At 60.7% G+C, this 17,186-nt stretch carries 13 protein-coding genes and 1 pseudogene; 12 read left to right on the top strand and 2 right to left on the bottom strand.

Translation table 11 applies throughout. The features are described from left to right. Nucleotides 1-2,585: metallophosphoesterase (locus ACSQ3F_RS29285; protein ID WP_436103656.1), on the top strand; the 2,585-nt coding region annotated here is incomplete at its 5' end. Nucleotides 2,586-2,939: 354 nt separating this feature from the next. Here the strand turns inward: ACSQ3F_RS29285 and ACSQ3F_RS29280 are convergent. Together ACSQ3F_RS29280 and ACSQ3F_RS29275 are read right to left on the bottom strand one after the other, a co-directional pair. Next, nucleotides 2,940-3,110 (bottom strand): hypothetical protein, encoded by a 171-nt coding sequence (locus tag ACSQ3F_RS29280; RefSeq protein WP_436103668.1) that lies wholly within the window; start codon nucleotides 3,108-3,110, stop codon nucleotides 2,940-2,942. Between the two features lie 107 nt (nucleotides 3,111-3,217). After that, complete coding sequence (locus ACSQ3F_RS29275; protein WP_436103655.1) at nucleotides 3,218-4,549, bottom strand: dicarboxylate/amino acid:cation symporter; 1,332 nt, start codon at nucleotides 4,547-4,549, stop codon at nucleotides 3,218-3,220. Nucleotides 4,550-4,773: 224 nt separating this feature from the next. Between ACSQ3F_RS29275 and ACSQ3F_RS29270 the strand changes: the two genes are divergently transcribed. From ACSQ3F_RS29270 to ACSQ3F_RS29220, 11 genes and pseudogenes are all read left to right on the top strand, one after another. After that, nucleotides 4,774-6,648, top strand: coding sequence for a sensor histidine kinase (locus ACSQ3F_RS29270; protein ID WP_436103654.1), 1,875 nt, complete (start codon nucleotides 4,774-4,776; stop codon nucleotides 6,646-6,648). Between the two features lie 4 nt (nucleotides 6,649-6,652). Then, on the top strand, nucleotides 6,653-7,999 hold the full coding sequence (locus ACSQ3F_RS29265) for a sigma-54-dependent transcriptional regulator (RefSeq protein ID WP_436103667.1): 1,347 nt from the start codon (nucleotides 6,653-6,655) through the stop codon (nucleotides 7,997-7,999). 244 nt (nucleotides 8,000-8,243) lie between these two features. Beyond that, nucleotides 8,244-8,558: a helix-turn-helix domain-containing protein gene (locus ACSQ3F_RS29260; protein ID WP_436103653.1), complete on the top strand. Its 315-nt coding sequence runs from the start codon at nucleotides 8,244-8,246 to the stop codon at nucleotides 8,556-8,558. Next, complete coding sequence (gene hyfB / locus ACSQ3F_RS29255; protein ID WP_436103652.1) at nucleotides 8,555-10,576, top strand: hydrogenase 4 subunit B; 2,022 nt, start codon at nucleotides 8,555-8,557, stop codon at nucleotides 10,574-10,576. Before ACSQ3F_RS29260 ends, hyfB begins: the two co-directional genes overlap by 4 nt. Next, the gene (locus tag ACSQ3F_RS29250) at nucleotides 10,567-11,523 is read left to right on the top strand and encodes a respiratory chain complex I subunit 1 family protein (protein WP_436103651.1); all 957 of its coding nucleotides are present in this window, start codon (nucleotides 10,567-10,569) and stop codon (nucleotides 11,521-11,523) included. Before hyfB ends, ACSQ3F_RS29250 begins: the two co-directional genes overlap by 10 nt. Continuing rightward, nucleotides 11,523-12,188 carry a hydrogenase-4 component E gene (locus ACSQ3F_RS29245; RefSeq protein ID WP_436103650.1) on the top strand — a complete coding sequence of 222 codons (666 nt, stop codon included), beginning with the start codon at nucleotides 11,523-11,525 and terminating at the stop codon, nucleotides 12,186-12,188. The genes ACSQ3F_RS29250 and ACSQ3F_RS29245 overlap by 1 nt, the downstream gene beginning before the upstream one ends. Then, on the top strand, nucleotides 12,185-13,648 hold the full coding sequence (locus tag ACSQ3F_RS29240; RefSeq protein WP_436103649.1) for a hydrogenase 4 subunit F: 1,464 nt from the start codon (nucleotides 12,185-12,187) through the stop codon (nucleotides 13,646-13,648). Before ACSQ3F_RS29245 ends, ACSQ3F_RS29240 begins: the two co-directional genes overlap by 4 nt. 17 nt (nucleotides 13,649-13,665) lie before the next feature. Then, the gene (locus ACSQ3F_RS29235) at nucleotides 13,666-15,180 is read left to right on the top strand and encodes a hydrogenase expression protein HypE (RefSeq protein ID WP_436103648.1); all 1,515 of its coding nucleotides are present in this window, start codon (nucleotides 13,666-13,668) and stop codon (nucleotides 15,178-15,180) included. Between the two features lie 12 nt (nucleotides 15,181-15,192). Then, the gene (locus tag ACSQ3F_RS29230) at nucleotides 15,193-15,726 is read left to right on the top strand and encodes an NADH-quinone oxidoreductase subunit B family protein (RefSeq protein WP_436103647.1); all 534 of its coding nucleotides are present in this window, start codon (nucleotides 15,193-15,195) and stop codon (nucleotides 15,724-15,726) included. 259 nt (nucleotides 15,727-15,985) lie between these two features. Further along, the gene (locus tag ACSQ3F_RS29225; RefSeq protein ID WP_436103646.1) at nucleotides 15,986-16,258 is read left to right on the top strand and encodes a helix-turn-helix domain-containing protein; all 273 of its coding nucleotides are present in this window, start codon (nucleotides 15,986-15,988) and stop codon (nucleotides 16,256-16,258) included. A 129-nt stretch (nucleotides 16,259-16,387) separates the two neighbouring features. Further along, nucleotides 16,388-17,137 (top strand): annotated as a pseudogene (locus tag ACSQ3F_RS29220) (YoaK family protein); the annotation flags it as partial. Between the last annotated feature and the right edge of the window lie 49 nt (nucleotides 17,138-17,186).

Below are 17,186 nucleotides of genomic sequence, written 5' to 3'. Positions count from 1 at the left end.
ACAATCGCATCAACCAAGACGCGGCGGAAGGCACCAATATCGGCGTCACCGCATCGGCTACGGACCCCGACGCCGGCTCGACGGTCACCTACAGCCTCAACGACACGCGCTTTGTGATTGATCCCACCACAGGCGTCATCACGCGCTCGGGCACCGGCACGCTTGATGCCCAGTCCCAGCCATCGATCACCCTTACCGTGACGGCAACCTCGTCCGACGGAAGCAGTGCTGCCGAAACCTTCAGCATTGCCGTTGTGAGCAGCGCCACGCCGACGATCCTCGAGAGGAGGATTGCATCCGGCGCTGACGACGTTGAGGAGAGCGCCACGGGCTCGATATCGATCGGCAGCAGCGATCTCGAACTGACGACCGATGGCACCAAGGTCCAGACGGTCGGGATCCGCTTCACGGGCATCGACATCCCGCAGGGCGCGATCATCACCCGGACCTATATCCAGTTCACAGTCGACACGGTGAGCAGCGGGGCCGTATCACTGCTGATCCGCGGCGAGGACGCGGACGACGCGGCTGCCTTCACCACCGCCAGTTTCAACGCCTCCTCGCGCCTGACCACCGATGCATCGGTCGCCTGGCAGCCGGCGGACTGGACGGTACGTGGCGAGGCCGGGCTTGCCCAACGCACGCCGGACCTGGCGGCGGTCGTGCAGGAGATCGTCGACCGCTTCGGCTGGGCGGCGCTCAACGATATGGTTTTCCTGATCACCGGCACCGGCACGCGCGTCGCGCGCGCCTATGACAGCAGGCCCGACGCCGCGCCGCTGCTGCACATCGAATATCTCCTGCCCGGCCCGGCCAGTGACCCGGTCGTCTTTAACACCCCGGCCGATGATGATCCCTCCGCCAACCAGATCGCCGAACTGGCGGCCGCAGGCATGAACGTCGGCATCGCTGCCTCTGCCAGCGACCCCGATGCCGGCGATACGGTCACCTACAGCATCGATGACACGCGCTTTTCCATCGATGCCAATGGCGTCGTTACACGTTCGAGCACCGGTACGCTCGATTTCGAGACTTCGGGCTCGATCATGCTCACGGTGACGGCGACATCGTCCGATCGAAGCAGCGCGACCAAGAGCTATACCCTCAACATCCTCGACAGTCCGGAGCCGGTGGCTTTTAACACGCCGGCTGACGCCGATACGACGGCCAACCGGATTACCGACAATGCCGCTGCCGGCACTGAGGTCGGTATCACGGCTTCGGCCAAGGATCCCGATGCCGGATCGACGGTCACCTACAGCCTCAACGACGAACGCTTTACCATCGGCCCCAACACGGGGATCATCACCCGTTCGGGAACCGGCACGCTTGATGCCCAGAACGAGTCGTCGATCAGCCTCACCGTGACGGCAACCTCCTCTGATGGCAGCAGTGCCACCCAGGATTTTACCGTCAATGTCGTTCCGGAGGCCCCGCAAGCCCTGTTCCGCTTCGCTGTCTTTGGTGATTACGGCGACACCTCGCTCTCCGGCGAACAGGCCGTCGCCGAACTGGTCCACAGCTGGAACGTGGATTTCATTCTCACCGTGGGGGATAATGTCTACGCTCCACAGCTGCTCGACAACGCGGTCGGTCAGTTTTACCACGATTACATTGGCAACTATCAGGGCTCGTATGGAAACGGCAGCGCGATCAACCGCTTCTTTCCGACGCTCGGCAATCACGAATACGCAGAGGGAAACCTCTCCAACTACCTCAATTATTTCACGCTGCCGGACAATGAGAGATATTTCGACTTCCAGATAGAGTCGGTTCGCTTCTTCGCTCTCAACAGCAACGGGGAAGAACCGGACGGTGACAGCGCCAACTCGGTCCAGGGCCAATGGCTGCAATCCGCTCTCGCGACTTCCGACGCGATGTTCAATGTGACGTATTTCCACCACACGCCGTACACGCCAACAGGCGGCAGCAGCAGCATGCGATGGCCCTTCGAGAATTGGGGTGTGGATGCCGTCTTTGCCGGCCATGACCACGAATATTTCCGCGTCATGCGCGACGACAACGGCGATGGAGTCGAGCTCCCTTACACCACGACGGGCCTCGGCGGCGCTGGCAACAGCCCGCCGAATGTCGGCGCCAACCTCGTCACGGTCACCGACGCTGGGATGCTGATCGAGTTCTATACGGTCGATGGCGTCCTTCAGGATTCCTACTTCATCGACGCGCCTGCCGGGGGCAATCCCCTGTTTCTCAACGGAAACGACGTGATGAACGGAACGGCCGCTGCGGACTATCTATGGAGTCTTGGCGGCAATGACACGTTGACCGGTGGGCAGGGCAACGACATGCTGATCGGCGGCAACGGCGCCAACCTTTTCGTGTTCCACACCGGTGACGGACAGGACACAATCGTGAATTTCCGGCCCGGTGCCGGTACCGGCGACGTCCTCGATCTCAGTGCTTTCGGTATCGAGAGCGCGAACGCGTTCCTTCAGGTCGCCACGGACCAGGCCGCGAATGTAGAGGCGAATCTGGGCGGTGGAAATCAGCTTTTATTGCTCGGCGTCCATCTGAATCAGTTCCACGACGACAACTTCCTGCGGACTGACCTCCTTCTGGCGTAGGGAGGCCCAGTGACTTCATGGATAAATGGGACGGGGTCTTCGCCGGCGGCTTCTCAAACCGGCCCGCTTTCCGAGTCTCGATGATCCTTTGAAGTACCGCCACGCGCCGGGGCTCGCCCCCACACTTCCCTGCGCCGGCGCGCCATGATCAATCAGATCGTTCAGCGTCCTCCTGGAGGCTCGATGTCGACGGTGGAGGCCACTCAGACCATCGATCCCGACACTGGTGAGATCATCATACCCTGATCAAAATCGCCGCCGCCGACAGACAAATGGCCCCGATTGGGGCCATTTGTCTGTCGGCACCCCAGCAACTACCACTGGCCTGCTTTTACGCCGCCACACTGGCCTGGATTAAGACCGGCGTTGACAATGGGCTTTGCCGCCCTCGTCAGTCTCGTCGTCATGATGCTCGTCGGCCCGTTCCAGCGGCGGCTTCAAGCCCTCCATAAGGCCGAAGGCGAGCGTCCGGCCCTGCTCGTCGAAACCGTCCACGAAGGATGGTTTTTCCAACGCTATCTTCATGCCCCGCCTTTCGGTGGTCAAGCAGCGCTACAATCACATGAAACGGCTCGCCGATGGCGAGCCGTTTCATGTTTTCTTGGAAAAAGCGCGAACAGGTACCGCTTGTGCTACTCGGCGGGCTGAAGACCGGCTGCCGGAAGGCTGTCAACGACCTTTCCGTCGAGCGCCTTGGCAAGCTGTTCAGCGTCCAATTCATTCTCCCAGCGAGCAACAACGATAGTGGCAACTGCGTTGCCGACGAGGTTGGTCAGAGCCCGGCATTCGGACATGAAGCGGTCGATGCCAAGGATGAGCGCCATGCCGGCGACGGGCACGGACGGAACGACCGAGAGCGTGGCGGCAAGGGTGATGAAGCCGGCACCGGTGATGCCTGCCGCACCCTTGGAACTCAGCATCGCAACAAGCAGCAACAGGATCTGGTCGCCCCAGGTGAGGTTGATGTCGGTAGCCTGAGCGATGAACAGCGCGGCCAACGTCATGTAGATGTTGGTGCCGTCGAGGTTGAAGGAATAACCGGTCGGAATGACGAGGCCGACGACCGAGCGCTTGCAGCCGGCCTTTTCCATCTTGTTCATCAGTCCCGGAAGGGCAGCTTCCGAGGATGAAGTGCCAAGGACGAGCAGCAGTTCTTCCTTGATATAGCGCAGCAGCGCCAGGATCGAGAAGCCGTTGTACCGAGCGACGGCGCCAAGGACAACGAGGACGAAGAGCAGCGAGGTGAGATAGAAGGTGCCGATCAGCATGGCGAGGTTAGCGATCGAGCCGACGCCATATTTGCCGATCGTAAATGCCATGGCACCGAAGGCGCCGATCGGCGCAGCCTTCATCAGGATGGCGACGAGCTTGAAGACCGGCGCCGTCAGCGCGTTGAGGAAATTGATGACCGGCTCCCCCTTCTCACCGACCATTGCGAGCGCAATGCCGAACAGCACGGAGAAGAACAGAACCTGCAGGATATCTCCATCGGCAAAGGCGCCGACAATCGTGGTCGGGATGATGTTGGTGAGGAAGCCGGTGATGCTCTGCTCATGCGCCTTTTCAGTGTAGGTGGCAACGGCCGTCGGATCGAGCGAAGCTGCATCGATATGCATGCCGGCACCGGGCTGGAGCAGATTGGCAACGACGAGGCCAATGACCAGGGCAAGCGTCGAAAAGGTCAGGAAATACAGCATGGCCTTGCCGGCGACGCGGCCGACCTTCTGCAGGTCGCTCATGCCGGCGATGCCGGTTGCCACCGTCAGAAAAATGACCGGCGCGATGATCATCTTGACAAGTTTGATGAAGGCGTCGCCCAAGGGCTTCAGTTGTGTGCCAAGTTCCGGGTAGAAATGACCGAGAAGGATACCCGCGGCGATCGCTGCGAGAACCTGGACATAGAGATGCCTGTAGAAAGGTGTTTTGCCATGGGGCCGTTCGGCCGCGTCGAATGCTGCAATCATGATTTCCTCCTTCTGGCCCGCCCGGAACAGTTCCGGCCTCCCGAGCCGTGAGCTTCAAGTCCAACGGTCGAGCCGCTGTTGAGGAAATGCCTCGCAATCGCCGTGCCAGTTTTTCATGTTTCTGTAAGCCATTGAAAATAAGTCATTAAAATAATCAATGGCTACAATAGCAGGCCGCGTTATGCGGAAATCCGCACGATTCTTGTTGATAATTGTGCGAAAATATGCACAATTTCGCCATGGCTGTTTTAGGACTCCAATGGTGGGCGCCGTCCGTCCCGTTGCAAACGCGCATCCGCCGGGCGTGGCTTATATATGCCAGCATGGCTTTGGTGGCGATCGCCGCCGGATTATGGGGAAGCGGCGAGATCGGGCGGCAGCGCGCAGAGGTCGCACTCGAAGCGCAAGCTCGCAACGATGCCAGTTTGAATGCAGCGCTGCTGCGCACGGTTCTCGAAAAATATCGAGCGCTTCCCTTTGTGCTTTCGCAGGATAGCGCGCTCGCCACAGCGCTGGCGGCAAACGACGCCGGTGCGCTCGACCGGCTCAATCGCAAGCTGGAAATGCTGGCCGCGGGCACGAAGGCTGCGGTCATCTATGTGATCGGAAACGACGGTATCGCGGTCGCGGCCAGCAACTGGCGCGAACCGACGAGCTTCGTCGGCAATGACTATCGCTTCCGGGAGTATTTTCAGCGCGCGCTGGCCAAGGGGCAGGCCGAGCACTTCGCGCTTGGCAGCGTCAGCAAGAAGCCGGGGCTCTATATTTCGCAGCGTATCGACGGCAGTAACGGCCCGCTTGGCGTGGTCGTGGTCAAAGTCGAATTCGATGACGTCGAAGCGGACTGGAATGCCTCCGGAAAGCCATCCTATGTGGTCGACGAGCGCGGCATCGTCCTTGTCACCAGCATTCCTTCCTGGCGCTTCATGACCATCGGCGAAATCGCCCACGATCGGTTGACCGCCATACGCGAAAGCCTTCAGTTCGGCGATGCGCCGTTGCGGCCCCTGCCATTCCATGTCGCCGGAACACTCGCCGACAGGCTCGATCTGGTCCGGATCGTCATGCCGGGCGATGCCGGCGAGACGGCGTTTCTGAATGTGCAGGTTCCCGTTGTGACAACGGCATGGCAATTGCAGCATCTGGTGGCGCTGAAAGCACCGATAGATGCGGGCGTGCGCGAAGCCCGCATGCTGGCGCTGCTCGCCCTTTTGCCGCTCTTGGCAGGCGGCGCTTTCCTGCTGCGCCGCCGTCATGCCCTAGCGCTGCGGATATTCCGCGAGCAGCAGGCGCGAGAGGAGTTGGAACGCCGCGTGATGGCGCGAACGCTGGATCTCAGCCAGGCCCGCGACCGTCTGCAGGAGGAAATCACCGATCACAGGAACACCGAACAGAAACTGCAAGCGGTACAGCAGGATCTGGTGCAAGCCAACAGGCTGGCGATCCTCGGCCAGGTCGCGGCTGGCGTCGCTCACGAAATCAATCAGCCGGTCGCCACCATTCGAGCCTATGCAGACAATGCGCGCGTGTTCCTCGGCCGCGGGCAAACGGCACCCGTCGGCGAAAACCTGGAAAACATTGCCGCGCTGACCGAGCGGATCGGCTCGATCACCGAAGAGTTGAAGGCATTCGCGCGCAAGGGCCGCGGAGCCACCGAACCCACCGAGGTGACAGATATAATCGAGGGTGCGGTGATGTTGCTGCGCAGCCGATTTGCGGGGCGCATGGATAGGCTGGACATCGACCTGCCGGCGGCCGGCCTGATGGTGATGGGAAACCGCATCCGGCTGGAGCAAGTGCTGATCAACCTTCTTCAGAATGCATTGGAGGCGGTGGCGCCGAAAGACGAGCAGGGCCGCGTCGAGGTTCGGGTGGCGAGCGATGCGGACACTGTAATTTTGACCGTCGCAGACAACGGACCGGGCATTTCGCCGAAGATACGCGAGGGACTGTTCACGCCGTTCAACACCTCGAAAGAAAGCGGCCTCGGTCTGGGGCTGGTCATATCCAAGGACATCGTCGCCGATTATGGCGGCCGGATGGACGTATCCAGCGATGACAGCGGAACCAGATTCATCGTTTATCTGAAGAAGGCATGAGATGATGGACCCGTTGACGCCAGTCGCTCTCGTCGATGATGACAAGGATCTTCGCCGCGCCACGGCCCAGACGCTCGAGCTGGCCGGGTTTGTCGTTTCGGCATTTGGCAGCGCTAAGGCGGCACTTGCCGATCTGTCATCTGACTTCGCCGGTGCCGTCGTGACGGATATTCGCATGCCCGAGATCGACGGGTTGCAATTGTTCGCCACACTGAAGGAGATGGACACCGACCTGCCGGTGATCCTCATCACGGGCCATGGCGATATTCCAATGGCTGTTCAGGCGATCCAGAACGGCGCCTATGATTTCATCGCCAAGCCTTTCGCAGCCGACCGGCTGGTGCAGAGCGTGCGCCGGGCGAGCGAGAAACGAAGGCTGGTGATGGAAAACCGTGCGTTGCGGCGGGCGGCCGAGGATGCACAGGACAGTCTGCCGCTGATCGGTCAGACGCCCGTGATGGAGAACCTGCGGAATATCCTGCGGCATATCGCCGATACCGACGTCGATGTACTCGTCGCTGGCGAAACCGGCAGCGGCAAGGAGGTGGTCGCCCAGCTTCTGCATCAGTGGAGCCGGAGGCGAAGAGGCAATTTCGTGGCGCTCAATTGCGGCGCCCTGCCCGAGACTGTGATCGAGAGTGAACTGTTTGGTCACGAAGCCGGGGCCTTCACTGGCGCCCAAAAGCGCCGCATGGGGCGGATCGAGCATGCGAGCGGCGGCACGCTTTTTCTGGACGAGATCGAAAGCATGCCTGTGGCCACGCAGGTGAAGATGCTTCGCGTTCTCGAAATGCGCGAAATCACGCCGCTCGGCACAAACGACGTGCGCCCGGTCGATCTCCGGGTCGTGGCCGCCGCCAAGATCGATCTCGGTGACCCGGACGCGCGCGGCGATTTTCGAGAGGATCTCTATTATCGGCTGAATGTCGTGACGATCTCCATTCCTCCGCTTCGAGAACGCCGCGAGGATATCCCCCTGCTGTTTTCGCATTTTGCCGCCCGTGCCGCGGCCCGTTTTCATCGGGACGTGCCGCCGCTTTCGCAGAGCGTGCGCCGCCACTTGTTGTCGCATGCCTGGCCGGGAAATGTGCGCGAGCTTTCCCATTTCGCCGAAAGGCTGGTACTCGGGCTTGAAGGAGGCACCGAGAAGGCGATTTCCTTGCCGGCAGCCACCGCTACGCTCCCGGAGAAGCTGGAGCAGTACGAAGCGGACATCATTCGCGAAGCGCTGGCAGCAAATGACGGTGATGTGCGCCGGACGATCGAAGCGCTCGGCATTCCACGAAAGACGTTTTACGACAAACTGCAGCGCCACGGCATCAACCGAACCGGCTATGCCGCGCGCAAATGATGCGACAGCCTGTCGCCTCGCCGCCGTCGCTCCCAACTCGGCGACCGGCTGCCATGGCTCCCTCAGGAAAACTCATGGACCGGCGCGTCCCACGCCCGGTGCAGTCCGGGAGAGCGTGTTCGCACGGCCATTGCAACCAGTCTCACATCTTGCCTGGCCGATCGGAATATTGATTTGAAACATCAATAAGGAGGTCGTAGACTTCGAATATCAGAGCCTGAGTAACATAAGCGATGGTTGAATCGTGATTACTGCCGCTCAGTTGCGGGCCGCCAGGGCCCTTCTTGGCATCGACCAGCGTCAGTTGGCCGAATTGGCGGGAGTTTCTGTGCCGACCATCCAGCGCATGGAAGCAAGCGCCCATGTGGTTCGCGGCAATGTGGACTCGCTCATGCGGTTACTCGCCGCCCTGGAGATCGCTGGCATCGAGGTGATCAACGAGGGAGCAGTCAGCGACGACGGTGGGCGCGGAGTGCGGCTGAAGGCAACCGTCGAGCCCCTCCAGCGCAAAGCCTCGAAATTATCCGATACCGTGCGCGGACCAAGGGGGCGCCCATGACGTCGGCCGTCGTCATGCTGTTATGTACGACGGCGTTTTTGGGGACGGCGGTCCTGGCGATCCTCATCGCGCGGTCGAGCCGGGCCACACAGGTGATCTACGGCACAAGCCTCGCTATTTCGAGCATCGCTTTTGCGACCACGCTCATTCAACTTGCCTCGGCGACCTCCCCCGCCGCCGAATCAACTCTCATCCTTCCTCTCGGCTTGCCGTGGCTGGGAGCGCATTTCCGGCTCGATACGCTTGCCGCCTTCTTCCTCGTGGTCGTCGATCTCGGCGGCGTACTGGCCAGTCTCTACGCCCTCGGTTATGGCCGTCACGAACACGCGCCACAAAGGGTGCTGCCGTTCTTTCCTGCCTTTCTGGCCGGCATGAACCTTGTGATTCTGGCGGACGACGCCTTCACCTTCCTGCTCTCCTGGGAATTCATGTCGCTGGCCTCTTGGGCACTCGTGATGGCGAACCATCGTGATGCCGACAACCGGAAGGCAGGCTATCTCTATATAGTCATGGCGAGCTTCGGCACACTGACCCTCCTGCTCGCATTCGGTCTCCTCGCTGGTCCTCAGAGCAGCTACGATTTCGCCACCATACGCGCTACCGGGCATACGTCGTTTACAGCCGGCAGTGTCCTCATTCTCCTATTGCTCGGCGCCGGCTCCAAGGCCGGGCTGGTGCCGCTGCATGTCTGGCTGCCGCTGGCGCATCCGGCCGCGCCAAGCCATGTCTCGGCCCTTATGAGCGGTGTCATGACGAAGGTCGCCGTCTATGGCTTCATCCGGGTTGTCTTCGACCTGCTTGGTACACCCACGGCGTGGTCAAGTGTTGTCGTCCTGCTGTTTGGCGGCGGAACCGCGGTCTTGGGCATCCTGCATGCGCTGATGGAGAAGGATCTCAAGCGCCTTCTTGCCTACAGCACCATCGAGAATATCGGCGTGATCTTCGTCAGCCTCGGGCTTGCGCTTGCCTTTGCCGCGAATGGCATGCGCTTGGCTGCGGCGTTGGCGCTCACAGCCGCGCTGTTCCATGTTCTCAACCACGCGTTCTTCAAGAGCCTGCTCTTTTTCGGCGCCGGCGCGGTGCTGACGGCGACGGGCGAGCGGAACATGGAGAAACTGGGCGGTCTCATCCATCGCATGCCGTTCACCAGTTGCGCGTTTCTTGTTGGATGCGTGGCAATCTCGGCGCTGCCACCGTTCAACGGCTTTATTTCGGAGTGGCTGGCCTTCCAGGCCATCCTGCAGAGCCCCGACCTGCCGCAATGGGGGCTCAAGATCATGGTGCCAGCGGTGGGGGGCTTGCTGGCACTGTCGGCGGCTCTTGCCGCGGCCTGTTTCGTCAAGGTTTTCGGCGTGATCTTCCTTGGCAGGCCACGAACCCCGGTGGCCGAGCATGCGCGAGAGGTCGACCGCTTCTCGCTTGCAGCGATGTGGACATTGGCAGCGTTCTGCCTTCTCGCCGGCATTCTCCCCGGGATCATCATCGACGGTCTTGCACCTGTGACACTCTCGCTGATCGGCGGCAAGATGCCGGAGCAGATGAGCGTGCCGTGGCTGTCGATTGTGCCGATCGCCGAAAGCCGCAGTTCCTACAACGGCTTGCTCGTATTTCTGTTCACGGTGTCATCCGCTTCACTGACGGCCTACGTCGTTCACCGATTTGCTTCGCGGCAGTTGCGTCGAGCACCCGCCTGGGACTGCGGCTTTCCGGAGGTTAGCGCCACAACGCAATATACAGCCGACAGCTTCGCCCAGCCCATCAGGCGGGTTTTCGGGACGCTCGTCTTCCAGGCGCGTGAGCGGGTCGAGATACCGGCACCAGGTGATCCCCGGCCGGCTCGTTTTACCGTCGCATCACGTGATCTGGTCTGGGACGGGCTCTATATGCCGATCGCAGGTGCTGTCGGGTTTGCCGCCGAAAAGCTCAACCGCCTGCAATTTCTTACCATCCGGCGCTATCTGAGCTTGGTCTTCCTCGCTCTCGTCATCCTGCTCCTGGTGCTGGCGCTATGGTCTTGATTTCCGCCCTTTTCATCCAGGCTCTTCAGATGGCAGCGGTCGTGTTGCTTGCGCCGCTGTTGACCGGCTACATACGCAAGGTCAAAGCGCGATTGCTGCGCCGGCGGGGGCCGTCCGTCATCCAGCCCTATCGCGACCTCCTGCGGCTTCTGCGCAAGGAAGTGGTGCTGGCAGAGAATGCGTCCTGGCTGTTCCGGGTGACCCCTTATGTGATTTTCGCCGTGACCTGGGTTTCGGCGGCGATCATTCCCACCTTCGCCACCGGGCTCATGTTCAGCTGGACCGCGGATCTGATCGCCATCATTGCCCTGCTTGGCAGCGCCCGCTTCTTTCTGGCACTTGCCGGCATGGACGTCGGCACCAGCTTCGGCGGTATTGGCTCGAGCCGCGAGGTGATGATCGCGACGCTGGCCGAGCCGGCGATGCTGCTCATCATTTTCACACTCGCCCTTGTCGCCGGCTCGACCCAGCTTTCCACCATCGCGACCTTCATGACCTCTCCGCAGGTCGGATTGCGCGTTTCGCTCGGCATTGCCCTCATCGCGCTTACGATGGTGGCGATCGCCGAAAACGCCCGCATCCCTGTCGACAATCCGGCGACCCATCTCGAGCTCACCATGGTGCATGAGGCAATGGTGCTCGAATATTCCGGCCGTCATCTCGCGATGATAGAACTGGCCGCATCTCTCAAACTATTGCTCTACATCTCCCTGATCGCCTGCATGTTCGTACCGTGGAAACTGGCGGCGCCGGACGCCGGTCCAGCGGCCTATCTGGTCGGCATGCTCGCCTATCTCGCCAAGCTTGCTGTAGGCGGCACGCTGCTTGCACTGTTTGAGACTGCAACCGCCAAGATGAGAGTTTTCCGCGTGCCAGAATTCCTGGGTGCTGCCCTTATGCTTGGCCTGCTCGCAACTCTCCTGCTGTTCGTCTCGAGGAGCCTATGATGAACAATCTTGTCTTCGATATTGCTCATCTGTTTGCCGGCAGTCTGGTTCTGGTCAGCATGATGATGCTGTACCAGGACCGTCTCTATGCGCTGCTCAACGTCTTCGCGCTGCATTCCTTGGTGCTCACGCTGTCCGTGGCTTGGCAGGCCTTTGTCCAGGATGCCCCGCATCTCTATGTGACGGCGGCGATCGCTCTGGTCTTCAAGGCGATCCTCATTCCCGTGGCGCTCCACCGCATGATCCGGCAGCTCGGCATCCACCGCGAGATCGAAACCGTTGTCGGCATTGGCCCGACGATGCTCGCCGGCCTCGGGCTTGTCGCTCTGGCGATGGTCGTGATGCTGCGAGTGACCCCGGAAGCAGACCCTTTGGCGCGCGAGGACCTCGCCTTTGCATTGTCGGTTCTGCTGCTGGGCCTGCTGATCATGGTTACGCGCCGTAACGCCGTCAGCCAAGTGGTCGGATTCATGTCGCTCGAGAACGGGCTTGTGCTCGCCGCCACCGGCGCCAAGGGCATGCCTCTGGTGGTGGAAATCAGTGTCGCCTTCTCGATCCTCATCGCCTTCATCGTCATCGGCGTTTTCCTGTTTCGCATCCGTGAACGGTTCGACACGGTCGATGTGCGCGCGCTTGATGATTTCAAGGGAAGGAGGCGAAGATGAGCAGCTTTCTGCCCGCCTTGCCTTTCGATCCGGTGGCGGCCGTCCTATTGATACCGATTGCCGCAGCTGCCCTCCTGGCACTCTTGCCCGGCTATCGAATGACGGCGCGATTGAACGTATTCGCGAGCCTTTTGACCCTGATTGCCGCTCTTTCGTTGTTCACGACCGAGCGGCGGGCGCCAGGGCAGTATCTGCTCATCGATGATCTCAACATCGTCTTTATTGTCCTCAATACCTTCGTCGGTTTCACCACAAGCGTGTTCAGCGCCAGCTACATCGCGCATGAACTGGAGACCGGCCGGCTGACGCCCGCAAACCTTCGATTTTACCACGCCATGTATCAGATCATGATGTTCGGTATGAATCTCGCATTCGTGTCGAACAATATCGGCCTGATGTGGGTCGCCGTCGAGCTTGCGACGCTGACCACCGTGCTGATGGTCGGCATCTATCGCACGCATGAAGCGCTGGAAGCTGCCTGGAAATATTTCATTCTGGGAAGCGTCGGCATCGCGTTTGCACTCTTCGGCACCATCCTCGTTTACATGGCGGCACAACCGGTCGTCGGTGAAGGCTATGATGCCATGGTCTGGAGCCTTCTGGTCAAACATGCCGCCGCCTTCGACCCGGCGCTTCTCAATGTCGCCTTCGTGTTTCTGCTGCTCGGCTATGGCACGAAGGTCGGCCTCGCCCCCTTGCACGCCTGGCTACCCGACGCGCATGCAGAAGGGCCCACACCGATCTCCGCCGTGCTCTCGGGCCTTCTTCTGAATGTCGCGCTCTATGCGGTGCTGCGCTTCAAGATCCTGCTCGCCGCCAGTCCCGAGACGATTGCTCCCGGACCATTGATGGTCACGATGGGGCTCACATCGCTGGTCTTCGCCGCCTTCATGCTCTACCGCCGCCGCGACATCAAACGCATGTTTGCCTACTCCTCGATCGAGCACATGGGCATCATCGTCTTTGCCTTTGGCATGGGCGGGCCGATCGCCAATTTTGCCGGGCTGCTGCATATGGTGATGCATTCGTTGACCAAATCGGCGATATTCTACGCCGTCGGCCATATCGCACAGATCAAGGGAACGCAGAGGCTTTCCAGCATCCGCGGCCTGACCGAGACCCATCCAGGGCTCGGTTGGGGTTTGGTGATCGGCGTTGTTGCCATTGCCGGGCTGCCGCCGCTGGGGATTTTCATGAGCGAGTTCCTGGTCGTGAGCTCTACATTCGCGCGCCAACCATTGCTTGCCATTCCGCTTGTCCTCGGACTTTTGATCGCCTTTGGCGCGTTGTTGCTGCGGCTCACCGGCGTCGCCTTTGGCCAGCCACGCGGCAGCACCGCGCCGGCCGAGGCATCCTACATACCGATGTATTCCCACCTCGCCTTGGTGCTGGGTGCCGGTATCTACCTGCCGCCGCCGCTGGTTGCCTGGTTCCAGCATGTCGCCAACCTTCTTGGATGATGGGAGGAGCCGTAGCAATGCCAGCGCTGACCGATCTGATCCTGGAAGGCCGTCCCGTAGTAGGCCATCATCCCTGGCCACGCGCTGTTGTCGAACCGACGGTCTGGACCTCCGCAGCCCTGGCGCTTGCGGAGGAACATTGGACCCTGCTTGGTCTTTGGGGCGAAACGAATGCCGTCCATATGGCGCTGCTCGAAGAGCCGGCGGACATGATCGGCATCATCAGTCTGGAGGGATTGGAAGACAGCTATCCCTCCGTCGCACAGGACCATCCGCCGGCGCTGCGCCTGGAACGCGCGATCCGTGATCTGGTCGGATTGGAACCGCAGGGCCTGCCTGACACGCGTCCATGGCTCGATCACGGTCGATGGGATCTGCGGTTCCCGTTGGCAAATCGCTCGGCGCCGGTGGTCAAGACAACGCCTTACGAATTCCTGCGCGCCGAGGGTGAAAGCCTGCACCAGATTCCCGTCGGTCCGGTGCATGCCGGCATTATCGAGCCGGGACATTTTCGATTCACCGCCAACGGCGAGACGATCGTCCGCCTCGAAGAGCGGCTCGGATATGTCCATAAGGGGATCGAGGCGCTCATGGCCGGAGCAAGCCTCGACCGGGCGGTGCAACTTGCTGGACGAACGTCCGGCGACAGCACAGTTGCCTATGCTTACGCCTTTTCGCGGGCGGTCGAGGCCGCCCTGCAGCTCGAGGTTCCTTCACGTGCCGTTTGGTTGCGCGCGCTGATGGCCGAGCTCGAACGGCTGGCCAACCATCTTGGCGACATCGGCGCCATCTGCAACGACGCTGCCTTTTCACTCATGCATACGCATTGCGGCGTGCTGCGCGAGCGCGTGCTGCGCGCCGCCGACACCGCATTCGGCCACCGCCTGATGCGCGACCGCGTCAAGCCCGGCGGCGTCACCACCGACTTGGCGGATGACGGGGTCGCCGCTTTGCGGTCCCTGATTGCAGAGATACGGCAAAAGTTCCCGGCATTGGTCGAGCTCTACGACAACACTGCATCCCTTCAGGACCGGACCGTTGGCACCGGCATGCTCAGGCCGGAGCTTGCCAGCCAGTACGGTGCTGGCGGCTATATCGGCCGGGCGTCCGGGCGCGGTTTCGACGCCCGGCGCGCGCTTCGCTACCCGCCCTACGATTGTCTCGTCTTTGACGTCCCGGTGCTCAACGAGGGCGATGTCAATGCTCGCGTATGGATTCGCATTCGCGAGGTCGAACAGAGCCTGCTACTAATCGAACAGATCCTGGGCCAGCTGCCGGGTGGTCCGGTGCGCACCGAAATCTTGGACATTGGTGAGACACGCGAAGGCCTGGCTCTTGTTGAAGGTTTTCGCGGCGACGTGCTGGTTTGGCTCCGCGTCGCCGAAAACGGCAGGATCGACCGCTGCCATCTGCGCGATCCGTCCTGGTTCCAATGGCCGCTATTGGAAGCTGCGATCGAAGGCAACATCGTCGCCGACTTCCCGCTCTGTAACAAGTCGTTCAACTGCTCCTATTCCGGTCATGATCTCTGAAGGTGGGCCATCATGCGCAAACTCCTCTTCGAAAGCCTGATCCGCGTGCCACTGACCGAACGAGCTCCGCCTCGCTCGGACGCCGCGATGGAAGAGCTTTCTGCCGCGATCGACAAAGCCGCCCGCCGGCACCTCGGGCGCAGCCTGTCGATCCGTGCCATCGACGCCGGCTCCTGCAACGGCTGCGAACTTGAGATGCACGCTCTCAACAATGCCTTCTACGACATCGAGCGCTTCGGGATCCGCTTTGTCGCTTCGCCGCGGCACGCCGATGTACTGCTGGTCACCGGGCCGGTGACCAAGAACATGCGCGAAGCTTTGGAACGGACATATAACGCCACGCCTGATCCAAAATGGGTTGTCGCGTTGGGTAGCTGCGCGCGCGACGGCGGCTGCTTTGCAGACAGCTACGCGGTCGTTGGCGGCGTTTCGGCGGTCATACCGGTCGATCTCCATATTCCAGGCTGCCCGCCGTCACCGGCAGACATCCTCAAAGGTTTGCTCGCATTGCTTGAACATGTGAATATGGGAACACACACGTCGTGACGGCAGCCTGCCGCGCCGGTAATATCTCAACCTTCGCGTAACCCTTATTGAAGAGATCGGCAAACTCCTCGGCGTCCTGCTGATCAGACCGATGACGGCCCAGGTGCCGTCTGTCGTGTCGAGTCATGTTGAAATGATCGTCGCCGATGCTCTTCGGTGCCAAATGACCATCAACATATTATCGCTTTATATTGACGTTTTATATATCATTGATAGTACTAAAAATGTGACTTCTCATAGGCTGACACGGAATGCCCTGATGATCACCGCCGCCCAGCTTCGTGCCGCCCGCGCACTCCTCAATATCGACCAGAAAACCATGGCCGAGATGGCCGGTGTTTCGCTACCGACGATCCAGCGAATGGAAGCGAGCCTCGGCAACGTGCGAGGGATCGTCGACAGCCTCACCAAAGTTATCGAAGCGCTCAACCGCGCCGGCGTCGAGCTGCTCAGCGAACATACGCACAACGATGGCGGCGGACGTGGCGTCCGGTTCCGGCGCGCAGAAGCGCCTTCGGGCAAACCGAATTAGATCAAGGGACGTGGCAGTACGCATTCGTCATCCTTCCGTCCCTCTCTTCCGATCTTGGAACCTCCCGATGAGCCCGTCCTGGCATTTTTTCCTTCGTCCGTGCCTTTGCGCATCCTGCAGCAGAGTTCGATCATGATCCCGTATCTGCGCCGCCTGACTGGACGAGAACGAAGCGAAAGGGCCGACCGGCACCTCGCACAGTTCTTGACATTTGTCGCAGGCGCGGCCAATGCCGGTGGTTTTCTGGCGGTCCGGCAATACACCTCCCATATGTCCGGCATCGTCTCATCAATGGCTGACAATCTGGCGCTCGGTGATGTCGGGCTGGTGCTTTCCGGGTTGGGTGCCCTGTTGTCATTTGTCGCAGGAGCCGCCTGTTCGGCGGTGCTTGTCAACTGGGGACGGCGTCAAGGTCTGCAGAGCGAGTATGCGTTTCCACTCGTTCTGGAAGCTGTCCTATTGATCTGCTTCGGCCTGCTCGGTAGCCACCTTGCTCGTCAGGAAGGACTGTTTGTGCCAACGACCGTCGTGCTCCTGTGCTTTATCATGGGGTTGCAGAACGCCATCATCACTAAACTGTCGCAAGCGAGGATCCGGACGACTCACATCACCGGCCTGGTTACCGACATGGGCATCGAACTCGGCAAGTTGTTCTACTGGAACGCATCGCAGCATCGCCCGGACGGGCCGTTTGTTCGGGCAGATCGCAATAAGTTGAAGCTGCTGGCATCGTTGGTCACACTGTTTTTCATCGGCGGTGTCACCGGTGCGATGAGTTTCAAACACATTGGCTTTGCAGCGACGCTGCCTCTGGCAGTCATTCTGCTTTTTCTCGCTGCCGTGCCGGTTCTGGACGACGTGTCTATCCGCGTGAGGCGGCTTCGGCAATAAGTGGCACCAACTGTCGCCGCCCGCAGGAAAGAGGAAC

Origin of the sequence: Pararhizobium sp. LjRoot238 (genome assembly GCF_964252955.1) — a bacterium.
Taxonomy (GTDB): domain Bacteria; phylum Pseudomonadota; class Alphaproteobacteria; order Rhizobiales; family Rhizobiaceae; genus Pararhizobium.
The sequence above is the reverse complement of the archived record's forward strand: the minus strand, read 5'-3'. Positions and strand labels throughout refer to the sequence as shown.